We start from the raw sequence: 18,012 nt of genomic DNA on the forward strand, positions 1-18,012 counted from the left end.
GACACGGTGGAGTGACCTGATGGAGAGTCGTCGCGGCCCGCTCAAGAGTGCGGTACCGTCCAACGTCGTGAGCCCTGTACGTCGCTGTTCGCGCACCGCCTGCGGCCGTCCCGCCGTCGCGACGCTGACGTACGTCTACGCCGACTCGACCGCGGTCCTCGGCCCTCTCGCCACCTACGCCGAACCCCACTGCTACGACCTGTGCGCCGAGCACTCCGAGCGCCTCACCGCACCGCGCGGCTGGGAGGTCGTCCGCCTGCTCGACGGCTCGGCCCCCGCCCAGCCCAGCGGCGACGACCTGGAAGCGCTTGCGAACGCCGTGCGCGAGGCGGCCCGCCCGCAGGAGCGCGCGGCGGGAGCCGGCGGCGGATCCCGCGGCGCCGACCCCATGGAAGTCGCACGCCGCGGCCACCTGCGCGTCCTCCGCTCCCCGGACAACTGACCGGCGGAGCCCGCTTTCCGGCGTACCGGCACCCCGCTCGGCAGCCACATAAACCCCCGCACGCCCATTGACGCCCCCTTGTCGCGGACACGACCATTCCGTTGGCTGTCCGGCGAGAAATCGCTTTCGCATGGCGGAATCGGGAGGCGTCCGTGTACGTCCAGGAACTGGAACCCGTCGCCGGCTCACTCGGGCTCTCCGCCCTCGTGGCGGCCCTACCCCTGGTGATCGTCCTGGTGCTGCTCGGCGGCGTGCGGATGAAGGCCCACCTCGCGGGCCTGACCGGCCTGCTGGCGGCCGTCCTGGTGGCCTGCCTCGCCTACGGCATGCCCCTAGGCCAGACACTCTCCAGCGGTGTTCAGGGAGCCGCCTTCGGCCTCTTCCCCATCCTGTGGATCGTCGTCAACGCCCTGTGGGTCTACCGGATGACCGTCCGCACCCGCCACTTCGACATCCTGCGCCGCTCCTTCGGCCGCCTCTCCGACGACCCCCGCATCCAGGCGCTCGTCATCGCCTTCTGCTTCGGCGCCCTCCTGGAGGCCCTCGCCGGATTCGGCGCCCCCGTCGCGATCTCCGCCGTGATGCTGGTGGCCCTCGGCTTCGACCCCGTACGCGCCGCCGTGGTCGCGCTGGTCGCCAACACCGCGCCCGTGGCGTTCGGCGCCATGGGCACCCCCGTCGTCACGCTCGCCCAGGTCACCGGCCTGCCGCTGGACTCCGTGGCGTCCGTGGTGGGCCGTCAGACCCCGCTGCTCGCGCTCGTCGTGCCGCTCGTGCTGGTCTGGCTGGTGGACGGGCGGCGCGGTCTGCGCGAGACCTGGATCCCCGCACTGGTCTGCGGCACCGCCTTCGCCGTGGCGCAGTTCGTCGCCTCCAACTACGTCTCCGCGCAGCTCGCCGACATCGGCGCCGCCCTGGCCGGAGCGGCCGCCCTGGTCGCCGTACCGCACGCGCGCGTGCCCGCCACCGAGGCCGTACGGACCTCCGTGCTGACCGGCGTCCGCAGCGAGGAACTGGACGAGGAGGACCCGCGCGGCGAAGTGGTGCGGGCCTACGCCCCGTACGCCCTGATCGTGGCGGTGTTCTCCGTCGCGCAGATCCCCGCGGTCAAGGACTGGCTGGCCGGCGCCACCCAAACCTTCGACTGGCCCTTCCTCGACGTCGCGGGCCCGGACGGCGAGCCCGTCAGCGGCAACGTGTTCACCTGGCCGGTCGTCTCCACCGGCGGCACCCTCGTCCTGCTCGCGGGCGTGGGCACGGCGGCCCTGATCGGAGTGCACGCGCGCGTGGCGGTCAAGGAGTGGCTGGCGACGGTGTACGAACTGCGGTTCGCCGTCCTCACCGTGACCTCCGTCCTGGCCCTCGCCTACGTCATGAACCTCTCCGGCCAGGCGGCGACGATCGGCCACTTCGTGGCCGCGGCCGGCGCCGGGCTCGCCTTCCTGTCCCCGGTGCTGGGCTGGTTCGGCGTCGCCGTGTCCGGCTCGGACACCTCCGCCAACGCCCTCTTCGGCGCCCTCCAGGTGACCGCCGCCCGCGAGTCCGGCCTGTCGGCCGACCTGCTCGCCGCCGCCAACAGCTCCGGCGGCGTCCTCGGCAAGATGATCTCGCCGCAGAACCTCACCATCGCCTGCGCGGCCGTCGGGCTGGCGGGCCGCGAGGGCGACCTGCTGCGCAAGGTACTGCCGTGGAGCCTCGGCCTGCTGCTGGTGATGTGCCTGATCGTGGTGGGCCAGAGCACGGCGGTGCTCGGCTGGATGCTGCCCTGAAGCCTCCGCGGCACCGACGACCGGACCGGCGGCCCCTCCGGGTAGTTTGTGGTGACCGACAGGACTTCCGGAAGGGCTGGCCGTGGCTGCTGATCTGTCGCAGATCGTGAAGGCGTACGACGTGCGCGGGGTCGTCCCCGACCAGTGGGACGAGACGCTCGCCGAACTCTTCGGCGCCGCCTTCGCCCGGGTGACCGGCGCGACCGCCCTCGTCACCGGTCACGACATGCGGCCCTCGTCCCCCGGCCTGTCGAGCGCCTTCGCGCGCGGCGCGGCGGCCCAGGGCGCCGACGTCACCGAGATCGGCCTGGCCTCAACGGACCAGCTGTACTACGCCTCGGGCGCCCTGCACCTCCCGGGCGCGATGTTCACCGCCTCGCACAACCCGGCCCGCTACAACGGCATCAAGCTCTGCCGCGCGGGCGCCGCCCCGGTCGGCCAGGACACGGGTCTGGCCGACATCCGGGACCTGGTGGAGCGGTGGAGCGAGTCCGGCGCCCCGACGCCGGCCGGCACGCCGGGAACGGTCACCCGGCGCGACACGCTGGACGACTACGCGGCCCACCTGCGCTCGCTCGTCGACCTGACCTCGATCCGCCCGCTGAAGGTCGTCGTCGACGCGGGCAACGGCATGGGCGGACACACCGTGCCGACGGTCTTCGCCGGCCTGCCGCTCACCCTCGTCCCGATGTACTTCGAACTCGACGGCACCTTCCCCCACCACGAGGCCAACCCCCTCGACCCGGCCAACCTGGTCGACCTGCAGCAGCGGGTCCGCGAGGAGGGCGCCGACCTCGGCCTCGCCTTCGACGGCGACGCCGACCGCTGCTTCGTCGTCGACGAGCGGGGCGAACCGGTCCCGCCGTCCGCGGTCACCGCCCTGGTGGCCTGCCGCGAACTGGCCCGCAACGGCGGCCGGGGCACGGTCATCCACAACCTGATCACCTCCTGGTCGGTCCCCGAGGTCGTACGGGAGAACGGCGGCACCCCCGAGCGCACCCGCGTGGGCCACTCCTTCATCAAGGCCGAGATGGCCAGGACCGGCGCGATCTTCGGCGGCGAGCACTCCGCGCACTACTACTTCCGCGACTTCTGGAACGCCGACACGGGCATGCTGGCCGCCCTGCACGTCCTCGCCGCCCTCGGCGGCCAGCAGGGCACCCTGTCCGCCCTGGTCGCCCAGTACGACCGCTACGCCGGCTCCGGTGAGATCAACTCCACCGTCGACGACCAGACCGCCCGCCTGGCCGCGATCCGGGCCGCCTACGAGGGCCGCGAGGGCATCACCCTGGACGAACTGGACGGCCTCACCGTCACCTCCGCCGACTGGTGGTTCAACGTCCGCCCCTCCAACACCGAACCGCTCCTCCGCCTGAACGCGGAGGCCCGCGACGAGGCCACGATGCGGAAGGTGCGCGACGAGGCGCTGGCGATCATCAGGTCGTAGCGACGGCGTACGCCGCACCGCGGGGCGACGGAGGCCGCCCACCGCCCCGCGCCGGCGGCCCCGCCCCAGCCGGCGCCCCACCTCTCCCCACCCCGCCGAAGCCCCACCGGCGGTACCCTGACCAGCACATCCCCACAAGCCACCCACCGCCCGAAGGGAACGCCCATGCCGCTCGAAGCCGGCCTTCTGGAGATCCTCGCCTGCCCGGCCTGCCACGCCCCCCTCGAGGAGCGGGACACCGAGCTGATCTGCACCGGCCAGGACTGCGGCCTGGCCTACCCGGTCCGCGACGGCATCCCCGTCCTCCTCGTCGACGAGGCCCGCCGCCCCGCGTAACCGACGATCCGGCGACCCGGCCCGCACCCGCGACCCGGCGCCCGCGTACCGACGACGCCCCGCCGATCGGAGCCTGCCGCCCATGCTCGACGAATCGCTGCTCGACTCACCGGAGGGCCTCGCCGAGGCCGACCACCGCGCGCTGCTCCGCGGCGCCGCGGAAGCCGGCGCCCGCGTCCGCACCGCCGCCCGGCACGCCGCCGAGGCCGGCGTCAACGGCCTCAAGCCGGACGGCCGCCCCCGCGCCGTCCTCATCGCGGGCCCCGGAGCCGCCGCCACCCAGACCGCCGACCTCCTGGGCACCCTGGCCGGCGCCGGCAGCCCCGTCACCCGCCTCGCGCCCACCGGCGTCGCCCCCGCCGCGGGCGCCCTGCGCTGGGAACTGCCCGGCTGGGCCGGCTCCGTGGACCTGCTCCTCATCGCCACCCCCGACGGCACCGAACCGGGCCTGTCCCTGCTCGCCGAGCAGGCGTACCGCCGCGGCTGCACCGTCGTCGCCGTGGCCCCCGCCCGCACCCCGCTCGCCGAGACGGTGAACGGCTCCGTCGGCCTCTTCGTCCCCATGGCCACCGCGCCCTACGACGTGGACGAACCCCTCGCCGCCTCCGCCCCCGGCGTCCTGTGGGCGCTGCTCACCCCGCTGCTCGCGCTCCTGGACCGCACCGGCCTGCTCTCCGCCCCGCCGGAGGCCCTGGAGAAGGTCGCCGACCGCCTCGACGCCATCGCCGAACGCTGCGGGCCCGCCATCGCGACGTACAGCAACCCGGCCAAGACCCTGGCCGCCGAACTCGCCGACGCCCTGCCCCTCGTGTGGACCGAGGGCGTCTCGGCCGGCCCGGCCGGCCGCCGGTTCGCCGCCGCGCTCGCCGAACTGTCCGGCACCCCCGCCGTCGTCGCCGAACTGCCCGAGGCGCTCGCCGCGCACAGCGCCCTGCTCGCCGGCCCGCTCGCCGCCAGCGCCGACCCCGACGACTTCTTCCGCGACCGCGTGGACGAGCCGCCCGCCCTGCACGCGCGCGTGGTACTGCTCCGCGACCGCCCCATCGGCGGCCTCACCGCCGCCCCGGCCGCCCGTGACCTGGCCCTCACCCACGACACACCGGTCAGCGAACTGGAGCCGGAGGAGGGCGGCGAACTGGAGACGCTCGCGGAACTGATCGCCGTCACGGATTTCGCCGCCGTTTACCTGGCGCTCGCTTCGAGAGCCTGATCATGCCCGGGCAACCCTGACCCTCCCTCCCCTCCGCGCGCACGCACGAGAACCGGCAGAAGGAACGCAGAGAACCCCATGGACCGCCTCGACAACACCATCCGCCCCTACGCCTGGGGTTCCACCACCGCCCTCCCGCGACTGCTCGGCACCGAACCGACCGGCGAGCCGCAGGCGGAGATGTGGATGGGCGCCCACCCCGGCGCGCCCTCGCGCACCGACCGGGGCACGCTCGTCGAGGTCATCGACGCCGACCCGGAGAGGGAACTCGGCCCGGACTCGGTCGCCAAGTTCGGCCCCCGCCTGCCCTTCCTCCTCAAACTCCTCGCCGCCGGAGCCCCGCTCTCCCTCCAGGTCCACCCCGATCCGGCGCAGGCGAAGGAGGGCTACGCGGACGAGGAGCGCCGCGGCGTGCCCGTGACCGCCCCGCACCGCAACTACAAGGACGCCAACCACAAGCCCGAACTGATCTGCGCCCTGACCGAGTTCGACGGGCTGTGCGGCTTCCGCGACCCGCTGCGCGCCGCCGACCTCCTCGACGGCCTCGGCGTGGACTCCCTCAAGCCGTACGTCGACCTGCTGCACGCCCACCCCGAGGAAGCGGCCCTGCGCGAGGTCCTCACCGCGATCCTGAGCGCCGACCCCGAGGAGATGGCCCGCACCGTCACGGAGGCGGCCGCCGCCTGCGACCGCCTCGGCGGCGCCTACGCCCCCTACGCCGACATCGCCCACCACTACCCCGGCGACCCCGGCGTCATCGCCGCGATGCTCCTCAACCACGTCCGGCTCCAGCCCGGCGAGGCCCTCTTCCTCGGCGCCGGCGTGCCGCACGCCTACCTGGACGGCCTCGGCGTCGAGATCATGGCCAACTCCGACAACGTCCTGCGCTGCGGCCTCACCCCCAAGCACGTCGACGTCCCCGAACTCCTGCGCGTCGTCCGCTTCGAGGCCGGCGACCCCGGCGTCCTGCGCCCGGAGGCCGGCCCGGACGGCGAAGAGGTCTACGAGACCCCCATCGACGAGTTCCGGCTCTCCCGCTACGTCCTCCCCGAGGGCGGCGCCACCCACGACCTCACCCTGACGACCCCCCAGATCCTGCTGTGCACCGCCGGCTCCGTACGGGCGGGCGACCACGCGCTGTCCCCGGGACGGTCCGTGTTCGTCCCGGCCGGTGAAAAAGCCGATGTGTCAGGTACCGGAACACTGTTCAGGGCCACGGTCGTCGCCTGACCGCCCGGTGACGGCGACCTGACGCGCAGTCGCCGCGGAGTGCTGCAACAATGGCCCACCGTCACAGGACGGGCGAAGTCCCGGGCGGCGTACGAGACGCCCGCCCGGGCCCGCACACGGCGTACGAAGGGACAACGCGAACACATGAGCGCGTCAGGCGGCACCAAGGCGATCGTGGCGGCACTCGCCGCCAACCTCGCTATCGCGGTAGCGAAGTTCGTGGCGTTCCTCTTCAGCGGCTCCTCGTCGATGCTCGCCGAGTCCGTGCACTCGCTCGCCGACTCCGGGAACCAGGCCCTGCTGCTGCTCGGCGGCAAGAAGGCCCAGCGCCAGGCCACCCCGCAGCACCCCTTCGGGTACGGCCGCGAACGCTACATCTACGCCTTCCTCGTCTCCATCGTGCTGTTCTCGGTCGGCGGCATGTTCGCCCTCTACGAGGGCTACGAGAAGATCAAGCACCCGCACGAGCTGGAGCACTGGTACTGGCCGGTCGGCGTGCTCGTCTTCGCGATCATCGCCGAGACCTTCTCCTTCCGCACCGCCATCAAGGAGTCCAACGTCCTGCGCGGCAAGCGCTCCTGGAAGGAGTTCGTCCGCCACGCCAAGGCGCCCGAGCTGCCCGTCGTCCTCCTGGAGGACCTCGGCGCGCTCGTCGGCCTGGTCCTCGCCCTCGGCGGCGTCGGCCTCGCCGTGCTCACCGGCGACAGCGTCTGGGACGGCATCGGCACCCTCTGCATCGGCATCCTGCTCATCCTGATCGCCCTGGTCCTCGCGGCCGAGACGAAGTCCCTGCTGCTCGGTGAGGCGGCGGGCGCCGAGGAGACCCGGAAGATCGAGGCGGCCGTCGTCGACGGCGACACCGTCACCCGCATCATCCACATGCGCACCCTCCACATCGGCCCCGAGGAACTGCTGGTCGCCGCGAAGATCGCCGTCCGGCACGAGGACACCGCAACGGAGATCGCCGCCGCCATCGACGCCGCCGAGTCCCGCATCCGCGAGGCCGTGCCGATCGCCCGCGTCATCTACCTCGAACCCGACATCTTCAGCGAGACCGAGGCCGCCAAGGGCGCCGACCCCGAGGCCACCCCGGGCGGCCCCACGCCGCACGACACCGCTCACTGACCCACCGGTCACAGGGGCCCCGCCGGTCACCGGCGGGGCCCTTCGGCGTCCACCGGCCCCAGATCGGCCTGATGTGTACCCGGCCGGACTGGGGGCGGCGGCGCCGGGCGGTGTAGCTTGGGACGGAGCCAGACGTCGCTGCTGATGGCGGTCGGGCGGTCCCACCGCGGACCGGCCGAGGGAGAGAGGGCCTCCGACGGACTGCGCTGCGCGCACGCGGGCATGCCTGTGTCCTCCCCTGGGCACCCCTGTGTCCGCCGCCGCGCAGACCAGCCGTACCTCTCGACCCACACCCCGAGGAGCAGCTCGCAATGACGACTGTCGACAACCGACAGGACTTCAAGGTCGCCGACCTCTCCCTGGCCGAGTTCGGCCGCAAGGAGATCACCCTCGCCGAGCACGAGATGCCGGGCCTGATGGCGATCCGCAAGGAGTACGCCGAGGCCCAGCCCCTGGCCGGCGCCCGTGTCACCGGCTCCCTGCACATGACCGTGCAGACCGCCGTCCTCATCGAGACCCTGGTCGCCCTCGGCGCCCGGGTCCGCTGGGCGTCCTGCAACATCTTCTCCACCCAGGACCACGCCGCGGCCGCCATCGCCGTCGGCCCGAACGGCACGCCCGACAACCCGCAGGGCGTCCCGGTCTTCGCCTGGAAGGGCGAGACCCTCGAGGAGTACTGGTGGTGCACGGAGCAGGCGCTGACCTGGCCGGACAGCCCCACCGGCGGCCCCAACATGATCCTCGACGACGGTGGTGACGCCACCCTCCTCGTCCACAAGGGCGTCGAGTACGAGAAGGACGGCAAGGCCCCCTCGCCCGACACCGCCGAGTCCGACGAGCACCGCGTCATCCTCGAACTGCTCAACCGCACCCTGGGCGAGAACCCGCAGAAGTGGACCCAGCTCTCCTCCGAGATCCGCGGTGTCACCGAGGAGACCACGACCGGCGTCCACCGCCTGTACGAGATGCAGCGCGACGGCATCCTCCTGTTCCCGGCGATCAACGTGAACGACGCCGTCACCAAGTCGAAGTTCGACAATAAGTACGGCTGCCGCCACTCCCTGATCGACGGCATCAACCGCGCCACCGACACCCTGATCGGCGGCAAGACCGCCGTCGTCTTCGGCTACGGCGACGTGGGCAAGGGCTGCGCGGAGTCCCTGCGCGGCCAGGGCGCCCGGGTGATCATCACCGAGATCGACCCGATCTGCGCCCTTCAGGCGGCGATGGACGGCTACCAGGTCACCACGCTCGACGAGGTCGTCGACAAGGCCGACATCTTCGTCACCACGACCGGCAACAAGGACATCATCATGGCCTCGGACATGGCCAAGATGAAGCACCAGGCCATCGTCGGCAACATCGGCCACTTCGACAACGAGATCGACATGGCCGGCCTCGCCAGGATCCCCGGCATCGTCAAGGACGAGATCAAGCCGCAGGTCCACACCTGGACCTTCCCCGACGGCAAGAAGATCATCGTCCTCTCCGAGGGCCGCCTGCTGAACCTGGGCAACGCCACCGGTCACCCGTCGTTCGTGATGTCCAACTCCTTCGCGGACCAGACCCTGGCCCAGATCGAGCTGTTCACCAAGCCCGACGAGTACCCGACCGGGGTCTACGTGCTGCCCAAGCACCTCGACGAGAAGGTCGCCCGCCTCCACCTGGACGCGCTCGGCGTGAAGCTGACGACGCTCCGCCCCGAGCAGGCCCAGTACATCGGCGTGCAGGTCGAGGGCCCGTACAAGTCGGACCACTACCGCTACTGAGCCGACGCCCCCGCCACGGGGTGCGCGCCCGTGCACGGACGCGCACCCCCGCGGCAGGTACTCCGCGTCCTCCGAGGCAGGCCCCCGCACCCCCGTGCCGGGGGCCTGCCCCGTTGGCGGACCGGCGACCGGCCCAGCCCGTCACGACCCAGGACCCCCATGCCCCGCGGCCGCTATTCGCTCCACGATCCGCACGATCACACCCCCCTCGCCCACGAGCACTTCCACTGCGCCCCCGGCCCCTCCGGCTGGCGCTACGTCTCCCAGCTCACCGCCCCCTCCGGCGATCACCTGGGCTCGGTCGACCTCGCCCTCGACGAACTCGGCCGCCCCATCCGCCTCGAACTGCACGCCGCGAGCTGGCAGGTCCGCGGCGCCGCCCTCGACGGCGTCACCTGGGTCCGCACCGACCCCACCGGGACCCACGCCACTGAAGGCAATGTGCGCGCCCACGCCTTCACCGGCTCGTCCCCCGCCTTCCTCGTCGCCACCGCCCGGCTCCTGCGCCTCGCCCCCTCCTCGTCCGCCACCCGCGTCCGGCTCGTCGCCTTCACCGAACCGGTCCTCGCCCCGCGCACCGTGGACCAGTCCTGGGCGCTGGTGAACAGAGAAGCACACGCCACTGACAACGGCCCCCTGACCGTGGACGAATACCAGGTCACAGCCCTGGACACGGGCGAACAGCACGCCGTGCACCTCGCCGGCGACGTGGTCCTCGCGGCCCCCGGCATCGAGCTCGAGGACCTCGAATCACCACCGTCCGTCTTCGACTGACCGCCCCGCCGGCGAGCACCTACGCCGGCGGCACGAACCCCGTCGCGGGACCGTCGGAGACCCCCCGGTCCCGGGGCGCCTCGTCCCGCGGCGCGGCACCCGGAACCCCGGGCACGGCCGCTCCCGGACCGGCCGACGGACCGGCCCCCCGAGCCTCCGGCGGTACGGCCGCGAACGGATACCCGGGCGCCGGCCCACTGTGCGCACCCGTCGCACCCGTCGCACCCGTCGCACCCGCCACACCGGTCGTGCCTCCCGGCCCGCCACCCGCGGCGGCCCCGGCCCCGAAGGCCCGCCGAGCCTCCCTGGCCTGCCGCTCCTGCACCACCGCCGCCAGATACGCGGCCGGCGGCACCCCCGGAGGCACCGGCGTCCCCGTGCGCCCGGACAGGTCGGCGGCCAGCCGCTCCGCCATCGACCAGCCGACCTGCGGATCCAGCTGACGCATCCGCGTCAGGTACTGGCGCACGGCCAGCCACAGACCGTCGGGCACCGCCGACAGATCCAGCCCGGAGAAGCGCCCGGCGAGCCAGGGCGGAGGCGGCGGCACGAAACCCGCCTCCCCGACCGGCACCCGCTCCCGCACGACCAGGGTCCCCGCGAACACGTCGCCGAGCCGCCGCCCGCGCGCCGAAACCAGCGAGGCGACGCAGGCCACCACCCCGAGGGTCAGCAGAATCTCGATCACACCGATCAGGCCCCGCACCAGCGCGTGCCGGAAGCGGATCGGCCCCCCGTCGTCCCGCACCACCCGCAGGCCGCACGCCAGCTTCCCCAGCGACCGCCCATGGCTCAGCGTCTCGACCACGATCGGCCCGCCCACCAGCACGAGGACGAACGACGCGATCGATATCGCCGTCTGCGCCGCACGGTCCAGTGACGCCGTGGCAGTCACCAGAGCGATGGTCACGGCGATGTAGACGGCCAGGGCCGCCGCCAGGTCGAGCAGCACGGCCAGCGCCCTGCTGGGCAGCCTCGCGGGGCGCAGCTCCAGCGCCACCGCCTCGCCCGTCACCAGCTCACTCACGCCCGCCATCCTTCCCTGGCCTGCCCCGAACACCGCCAGTCTGCCAAGCTGATGCCAGATCGCACCGCAGTACGACCAGCCGATCAAGCCGATCATGTTTCCGCCGGTCCGGTCGACCGCCGACGAGCAGCCGAGGAGCAGGCACACCGATGGACCTCGACGTCTTCGTCTCCGCCCACCGCGCGGAGTGGGACCGCCTCGACGCCCTGCTCCGGCGCCGTCGCCGCCTCACCGGCGCGGAGGCCGACGAACTCGTCGTCCTCTACCAGCGCACGGCCACCCACCTCTCGCTGATCCGGTCGGCCGCCCCCGACCCGCAGCTCACCGGCCGGCTCAGCCAACTCGTGGCCCGCGCGCGCAACGCCGTCACAGGCGCCCGCCGTGCGTCGTGGCGGGACGTCACGCGCTTCCTGACCCACAGCTTCCCGGCCGCCGTCTACACGTCGCGCCACTGGTGGGTGCCCACGGCGCTGCTCTCCACGGCCGTCGCGGCGCTCCTCGGCTGGTGGATAGGCACCCACCCCGAGGTCCAGGCCACCATCGCGGCCCCCAGCGAACTGCGCGAGCTCACCCGCCCCGGCGGCCAGTACGAGACGTACTACTCGAGCAACCCGGCCGCCTCCTTCGCGGCCCAGGTCTGGACGAACAACGCCTGGGCCGCGGCCCTCTGCCTGATCCTGGGCGTCTTCCTGGGCCTGCCGGTCCTCTGGATCCTCTTCCAGAACATGCTGAACCTGGGCATCGGGTTCGGTCTCATGTCCTCCGCCGGCCGCCTCGACACCTTCCTCGGCCTCGTACTGCCGCACGGCCTGCTGGAACTCACCGCCGTCTTCGTCGCCGCCGGAACCGGCCTGCGCCTCGGCTGGACGGTCATCGACCCGGGCCCACGCACCAGGCGCACAGCCCTCGCGGAAGAGGGCCGGGCGGCCCTGGCCATGGCGATCGGTCTCGCCCTGGTCCTCTTCGTCTCCGGGGCCATCGAAGGCTTCGTCACTCCGTCGGGCCTGCCCACCTGGGCACGCATCACCATCGGCGTCGCCGCCGAACTGGCCTTCCTGGCGTACGTCTACGTCCTGGGCGGACGTGCGGCGCGCGCGGGCGAGACCGGCGACCTGGAGGCATCGGAACGCAGCGCCGACGTGCCCACGGCCGCCTGATGTGCGAGTGGGTCCGTTGAGCTGCTAGTCTCCTCTTCGCCCCGCAGGAGCCGTTGACACGGAGCCGGCGGGGAGGTAGATTCGAACAGTTGCCTGGAGATGGGGCTATACCCAGAGGGCGACAGTGAGCGTCTGTCCGCTTCTCGTCGAAACGATGATTTCGAGGAAGCACCTCCCGATAAATCGGAAACCGAAGGCCGGTCAGTCCGCCCTGAAACTTCTGATAAAGTCGGAACCGCCGGAAAGGGAAACGCGAAAGCGGGAACCTGGAAAGCACCGAGGAAATCGGATCGGAAAGATCTGATAGAGTCGGAAACGCAAGACCGAAGGGAAGCGCCCGGAGGAAAGCCCGAGAGGGTGAGTACAAAGGAAGCGTCCGTTCCTTGAGAACTCAACAGCGTGCCAAAAGTCAACGCCAGATATGTTGATACCCCGTCCATCGGATTTCCGATGGTCGAGGTTCCTTTGAAAAAACACAGCGAGGACGCTGTGAACCGGAGGATCATTCCTCCTCCGGTTCCGCTCTCGTGGTGGAAACCGGATTACCGGTAAACATTCACGGAGAGTTTGATCCTGGCTCAGGACGAACGCTGGCGGCGTGCTTAACACATGCAAGTCGAACGATGAACCACTTCGGTGGGGATTAGTGGCGAACGGGTGAGTAACACGTGGGCAATCTGCCCTGCACTCTGGGACAAGCCCTGGAAACGGGGTCTAATACCGGATACTGATCATCTTGGGCATCCTTGGTGATCGAAAGCTCCGGCGGTGCAGGATGAGCCCGCGGCCTATCAGCTTGTTGGTGAGGTAATGGCTCACCAAGGCGACGACGGGTAGCCGGCCTGAGAGGGCGACCGGCCACACTGGGACTGAGACACGGCCCAGACTCCTACGGGAGGCAGCAGTGGGGAATATTGCACAATGGGCGAAAGCCTGATGCAGCGACGCCGCGTGAGGGATGACGGCCTTCGGGTTGTAAACCTCTTTCAGCAGGGAAGAAGCGAAAGTGACGGTACCTGCAGAAGAAGCGCCGGCTAACTACGTGCCAGCAGCCGCGGTAATACGTAGGGCGCGAGCGTTGTCCGGAATTATTGGGCGTAAAGAGCTCGTAGGCGGCTTGTCACGTCGGTTGTGAAAGCCCGGGGCTTAACCCCGGGTCTGCAGTCGATACGGGCAGGCTAGAGTTCGGTAGGGGAGATCGGAATTCCTGGTGTAGCGGTGAAATGCGCAGATATCAGGAGGAACACCGGTGGCGAAGGCGGATCTCTGGGCCGATACTGACGCTGAGGAGCGAAAGCGTGGGGAGCGAACAGGATTAGATACCCTGGTAGTCCACGCCGTAAACGGTGGGCACTAGGTGTGGGCGACATTCCACGTCGTCCGTGCCGCAGCTAACGCATTAAGTGCCCCGCCTGGGGAGTACGGCCGCAAGGCTAAAACTCAAAGGAATTGACGGGGGCCCGCACAAGCGGCGGAGCATGTGGCTTAATTCGACGCAACGCGAAGAACCTTACCAAGGCTTGACATACACCGGAAAACCCTGGAGACAGGGTCCCCCTTGTGGTCGGTGTACAGGTGGTGCATGGCTGTCGTCAGCTCGTGTCGTGAGATGTTGGGTTAAGTCCCGCAACGAGCGCAACCCTTGTCCCGTGTTGCCAGCAGGCCCTTGTGGTGCTGGGGACTCACGGGAGACCGCCGGGGTCAACTCGGAGGAAGGTGGGGACGACGTCAAGTCATCATGCCCCTTATGTCTTGGGCTGCACACGTGCTACAATGGCCGGTACAATGAGCTGCGATACCGCGAGGTGGAGCGAATCTCAAAAAGCCGGTCTCAGTTCGGATTGGGGTCTGCAACTCGACCCCATGAAGTCGGAGTCGCTAGTAATCGCAGATCAGCATTGCTGCGGTGAATACGTTCCCGGGCCTTGTACACACCGCCCGTCACGTCACGAAAGTCGGTAACACCCGAAGCCGGTGGCCCAACCCCTTGTGGGAGGGAGCTGTCGAAGGTGGGACTGGCGATTGGGACGAAGTCGTAACAAGGTAGCCGTACCGGAAGGTGCGGCTGGATCACCTCCTTTCTAAGGAGCACTTCTTACCGAGTCCTTCGGGACGAGGTCAGAGGCCAGTACATCAGCGAACGTCTGATGCTGGTTGCTCATGGGTGGAACGTTGACTACTCGGTCCGGATCTCGGGTCGGTGGCTGCCAGTACTGCTCGCAAGAGCGTGGAACGCATGATCACCGGGTGGGACTGGATCGGGCACGCTGTTGGGTGTCTGAGGGTATGGCCGTATGGCTGCCTTCAGTGCCGGCCCCGGTAAAAATCTGCTTCGGTGGGTTGTGACGGGTGGTTGGTCGTTGTTTGAGAACTGCACAGTGGACGCGAGCATCTGTGGCCAAGTTTTTAAGGGCGCACGGTGGATGCCTTGGCACCAGGAACCGATGAAGGACGTGGGAGGCCACGATAGGCCCCGGGGAGTCGTCAACCAGGCTTTGATCCGGGGGTGTCCGAATGGGGAAACCCGGCAGTCGTCATGGGCTGTCACCCTTGCCTGAACACATAGGGCAAGTGGAGGGAACGCGGGGAAGTGAAACATCTCAGTACCCGCAGGAAGAGAAAACAACCGTGATTCCGGGAGTAGTGGCGAGCGAAACCGGATGAGGCCAAACCGTATGCGTGTGAGACCCGGCAGGGGTTGCGTATACGGGGTTGTGGGATCTCTCTTTTATGGTCTGCCGGCCATGAGACGAGTCAGAAACCGTTGATGTAGGCGAAGGACATGCGAAAGGTCCGGCGTAGAGGGTAAGACCCCCGTAGTCGAAACGTCAGCGGCTCGTTTGAGAGACACCCAAGTAGCACGGGGCCCGAGAAATCCCGTGTGAATCTGGCGGGACCACCCGCTAAGCCTAAATATTCCCTGGTGACCGATAGCGGATAGTACCGTGAGGGAATGGTGAAAAGTACCGCGGGAGCGGAGTGAAATAGTACCTGAAACCGTGTGCCTACAAGCCGTGGGAGCGTCGGGATGGAGCTTGCTCCATCCTCGTGACTGCGTGCCTTTTGAAGAATGAGCCTGCGAGTTTGCGGTGTGTTGCGAGGTTAACCCGGGTGGGGTAGCCGTAGCGAAAGCGAGTCCGAATAGGGCGTTTCAGTAGCACGCTCAAGACCCGAAGCGGAGTGATCTAGCCATGGGCAGGTTGAAGCGGAGGTAAGACTTCGTGGAGGACCGAACCCACCAGGGTTGAAAACCTGGGGGATGACCTGTGGTTAGGGGTGAAAGGCCAATCAAACTCCGTGATAGCTGGTTCTCCCCGAAATGCATTTAGGTGCAGCGTCGCGTGTTTCTTGCCGGAGGTAGAGCACTGGATAGGCGATGGGCCCTACCGGGTTACTGACCTTAGCCAAACTCCGAATGCCGGTAAGTGAGAGCGCGGCAGTGAGACTGTGGGGGATAAGCTCCATGGTCGAGAGGGAAACAGCCCAGAGCATCGACTAAGGCCCCTAAGCGTACGCTAAGTGGGAAAGGATGTGGAGTCGCAGAGACAACCAGGAGGTTGGCTTAGAAGCAGCCACCCTTGAAAGAGTGCGTAATAGCTCACTGGTCTAGTGATTCCGCGCCGACAATGTAGCGGGGCTCAAGCGTACCGCCGAAGTCGTGTCATTCACATATGAGGGCCAACGCCTGTGTGGATGGGTAGGGGAGCGTCGTGTGCCGGGTGAAGCAGCCGCGGAAGCGAGTTGTGGACGGTTCACGAGTGAGAATGCAGGCATGAGTAGCGATACAAACGTGAGAAACGTTTGCGCCGATTGACTAAGGGTTCCTGGGTCAAGCTGATCTGCCCAGGGTAAGTCGGGACCTAAGGCGAGGCCGACAGGCGTAGTCGATGGATAACCGGTTGATATTCCGGTACCCGCTGTGAAGCGTCAAACATCGAGCATCGTGATGCTAAGGCCGTGAAGCCGTTCCGGACCCTTCGGGGAAAGGAAAGTGGTGGAGCCGCCGGCCCAAGCGGTTAGTAGGTGAGTGATGGGGTGACGCAGGAAGGTAGTCCATCCCGGGCGGTGGTTGTCCCGGGGTAAGGGTGTAGGACGTCAGGTAGGTAAATCCGCCTGGCAATAGTCTGAGACCTGATGCCGAGCCGATTGTGGTGAAGTGGATGATCCTATGCTGTCGAGAAAAGCCTCTAGCGAGTTTCATGGCGGCCCGTACCCTAAACCGACTCAGGTGGTCAGGTAGAGAATACCGAGGCGTTCGGGTGAACTATGGTTAAGGAACTCGGCAAAATGCCCCCGTAACTTCGGGAGAAGGGGGGCCACGTCCGGTGAGAGCACTTGCTGCTTGAGCTGGGGGTGGCCGCAGAGACCAGCGAGAAGCGACTGTTTACTAAAAACACAGGTCCGTGCGAAGCCGTAAGGCGATGTATACGGACTGACGCCTGCCCGGTGCTGGAACGTTAAGGGGACCGGTTAGCTTGGATTCGTCCGGGCGAAGCTGAGAACTTAAGCGCCAGTAAACGGCGGTGGTAACTATAACCATCCTAAGGTAGCGAAATTCCTTGTCGGGTAAGTTCCGACCTGCACGAATGGCGTAACGACTTCTCGACTGTCTCAACCATAGGCCCGGTGAAATTGCACTACGAGTAAAGATGCTCGTTTCGCGCAGCAGGACGGAAAGACCCCGGGACCTTTACTACAGTTTGATATTGGTGTTCGGTTCGGCTTGTGTAGGATAGCTGGGAGACTTTGAAGCGGCCACGCCAGTGGTTGTGGAGTCGTCGTTGAAATACCAGTCTGGTCGTGCTGGATGTCTAACCTGGGTCCGTGATCCGGATCAGGGACAGTGTCTGATGGGTAGTTTAACTGGGGCGGTTGCCTCCTAAAGGGTAACGGAGGCGCCCAAAGGTTCCCTCAGCCTGGTTGGCAATCAGGTGTTGAGTGTAAGTGCACAAGGGAGCTTGACTGTGAGACCGACGGGTCGAGCAGGGACGAAAGTCGGGACTAGTGATCCGGCGGTGGCTTGTGGAAGCGCCGTCGCTCAACGGATAAAAGGTACCCCGGGGATAACAGGCTGATCTTCCCCAAGAGTCCATATCGACGGGATGGTTTGGCACCTCGATGTCGGCTCGTCGCATCCTGGGGCTGGAGTCGGTCCCAAGGGTTGGGCTGTTCGCCCATTAAAGCGGTACGCGAGCTGGGTTTAGAACGTCGTGAGACAGTTCGGTCCCTATCCGCTGTGCGCGTAGGAGTCTTGAGAAGGGCTGTCCCTAGTACGAGAGGACCGGGACGGACGAACCTCTGGTGTGCCAGTTGTTCTGCCAAGGGCATGGCTGGTTGGCTACGTTCGGGAGGGATAACCGCTGAAAGCATCTAAGCGGGAAGCCTGCTTCGAGATGAGGGCTCCCACCTCCTAGAGAGGGTAAGGCTCCCAGTAGACGACTGGGTTGATAGGCCGGATATGGAAGCACGGTAACGTGTGGAGTTGACCGGTACTAATAGGCCGAGGGCTTGTCCTCAGTTGCTCGCGTCCACTGTGTTGGTTCTGAAACCACGAACAACCCCACGTCCACAGCGTGGTGCGGTTGATTGTTTCATAGTGTTTCGGTGGTCATAGCGTAGGGGAAACGCCCGGTTACATTCCGAACCCGGAAGCTAAGCCTTACAGCGCCGATGGTACTGCAGGGGGGACCCTGTGGGAGAGTAGGACGCCGCCGAACAATTTTTGG

Annotated in this window: 11 protein-coding genes and 3 rRNA genes; 13 read left to right on the forward strand and 1 reads right to left on the reverse strand. The window is 68.1% G+C overall.

Annotation, left to right across the window (positions count from 1 at the left end):
* Nucleotides 1-19: 19 nt before the first annotated feature.
* The 9 genes from FHX78_RS20560 (at nt 20) to FHX78_RS20600 (ending at nt 10,102) form a co-directional block, all read left to right on the forward strand.
* The gene (locus tag FHX78_RS20560) at nt 20-442 is read left to right on the forward strand and encodes a DUF3499 domain-containing protein (RefSeq protein ID WP_145868892.1); all 423 of its coding nucleotides are present in this window, start codon (nt 20-22) and stop codon (nt 440-442) included.
* Between the two features lie 152 nt (nt 443-594).
* Complete coding sequence (locus FHX78_RS20565) at nt 595-2,211, forward strand: L-lactate permease (protein WP_145868893.1); 1,617 nt, start codon at nt 595-597, stop codon at nt 2,209-2,211.
* A gap of 82 nt (nt 2,212-2,293) precedes the next feature.
* A complete protein-coding gene (locus FHX78_RS20570) occupies nt 2,294-3,658 on the forward strand; it encodes a phosphomannomutase/phosphoglucomutase (RefSeq protein WP_145868894.1) in 1,365 nt (454 codons plus the stop codon).
* A 165-nt stretch (nt 3,659-3,823) separates the two neighbouring features.
* Complete coding sequence (locus FHX78_RS20575) at nt 3,824-3,994, forward strand: Trm112 family protein (protein WP_145868895.1); 171 nt, start codon at nt 3,824-3,826, stop codon at nt 3,992-3,994.
* Between the two features lie 82 nt (nt 3,995-4,076).
* Entirely contained in the window at nt 4,077-5,204 is a 1,128-nt protein-coding gene (locus FHX78_RS20580; RefSeq protein WP_145868896.1) for an SIS domain-containing protein, read from the forward strand.
* 78 nt (nt 5,205-5,282) lie between these two features.
* Entirely contained in the window at nt 5,283-6,434 is a 1,152-nt protein-coding gene (gene manA / locus FHX78_RS20585) for a mannose-6-phosphate isomerase, class I (RefSeq protein ID WP_145868897.1), read from the forward strand.
* A 144-nt stretch (nt 6,435-6,578) separates the two neighbouring features.
* Nucleotides 6,579-7,559, forward strand: coding sequence for a cation diffusion facilitator family transporter (locus FHX78_RS20590; RefSeq protein ID WP_145868898.1), 981 nt, complete (start codon nt 6,579-6,581; stop codon nt 7,557-7,559).
* A 311-nt stretch (nt 7,560-7,870) separates the two neighbouring features.
* Nucleotides 7,871-9,328 (forward strand): adenosylhomocysteinase, encoded by a 1,458-nt coding sequence (ahcY, locus tag FHX78_RS20595; RefSeq protein ID WP_145868899.1) that lies wholly within the window; start codon nt 7,871-7,873, stop codon nt 9,326-9,328.
* 159 nt (nt 9,329-9,487) lie between these two features.
* Nucleotides 9,488-10,102 (forward strand): hypothetical protein, encoded by a 615-nt coding sequence (locus FHX78_RS20600; RefSeq protein WP_145868900.1) that lies wholly within the window; start codon nt 9,488-9,490, stop codon nt 10,100-10,102.
* Between the two features lie 19 nt (nt 10,103-10,121).
* Here FHX78_RS20600 and FHX78_RS20605 read toward each other — a convergent pair whose 3' ends face one another.
* The gene (locus tag FHX78_RS20605) at nt 10,122-11,129 is read right to left on the reverse strand and encodes an RDD family protein (protein ID WP_145868901.1); all 1,008 of its coding nucleotides are present in this window, start codon (nt 11,127-11,129) and stop codon (nt 10,122-10,124) included.
* Nucleotides 11,130-11,278: 149 nt separating this feature from the next.
* Between FHX78_RS20605 and FHX78_RS20610 the strand changes: the two genes are divergently transcribed.
* The 4 genes from FHX78_RS20610 to rrf all read left to right on the forward strand — a co-directional run bounded on the left by FHX78_RS20610 (nt 11,279) and on the right by rrf (nt 18,003).
* Nucleotides 11,279-12,286, forward strand: coding sequence for a stage II sporulation protein M (locus FHX78_RS20610; protein WP_145868902.1), 1,008 nt, complete (start codon nt 11,279-11,281; stop codon nt 12,284-12,286).
* Nucleotides 12,287-12,841: 555 nt separating this feature from the next.
* Nucleotides 12,842-14,367 (forward strand): 16S ribosomal RNA (locus tag FHX78_RS20620).
* A 315-nt stretch (nt 14,368-14,682) separates the two neighbouring features.
* A 23S ribosomal RNA gene (locus tag FHX78_RS20625) occupies nt 14,683-17,802 on the forward strand.
* An 84-nt stretch (nt 17,803-17,886) separates the two neighbouring features.
* Nucleotides 17,887-18,003: ribosomal RNA gene (rrf, locus tag FHX78_RS20630) — 5S ribosomal RNA — on the forward strand.
* The 16S, 23S and 5S rRNA genes sit together here, the layout of an rRNA operon.
* Nucleotides 18,004-18,012: the final 9 nt, after the last annotated feature.

The organism is Streptomyces capillispiralis, from assembly GCF_007829875.1.
Lineage (GTDB): Bacteria > Actinomycetota > Actinomycetes > Streptomycetales > Streptomycetaceae > Streptomyces > Streptomyces capillispiralis.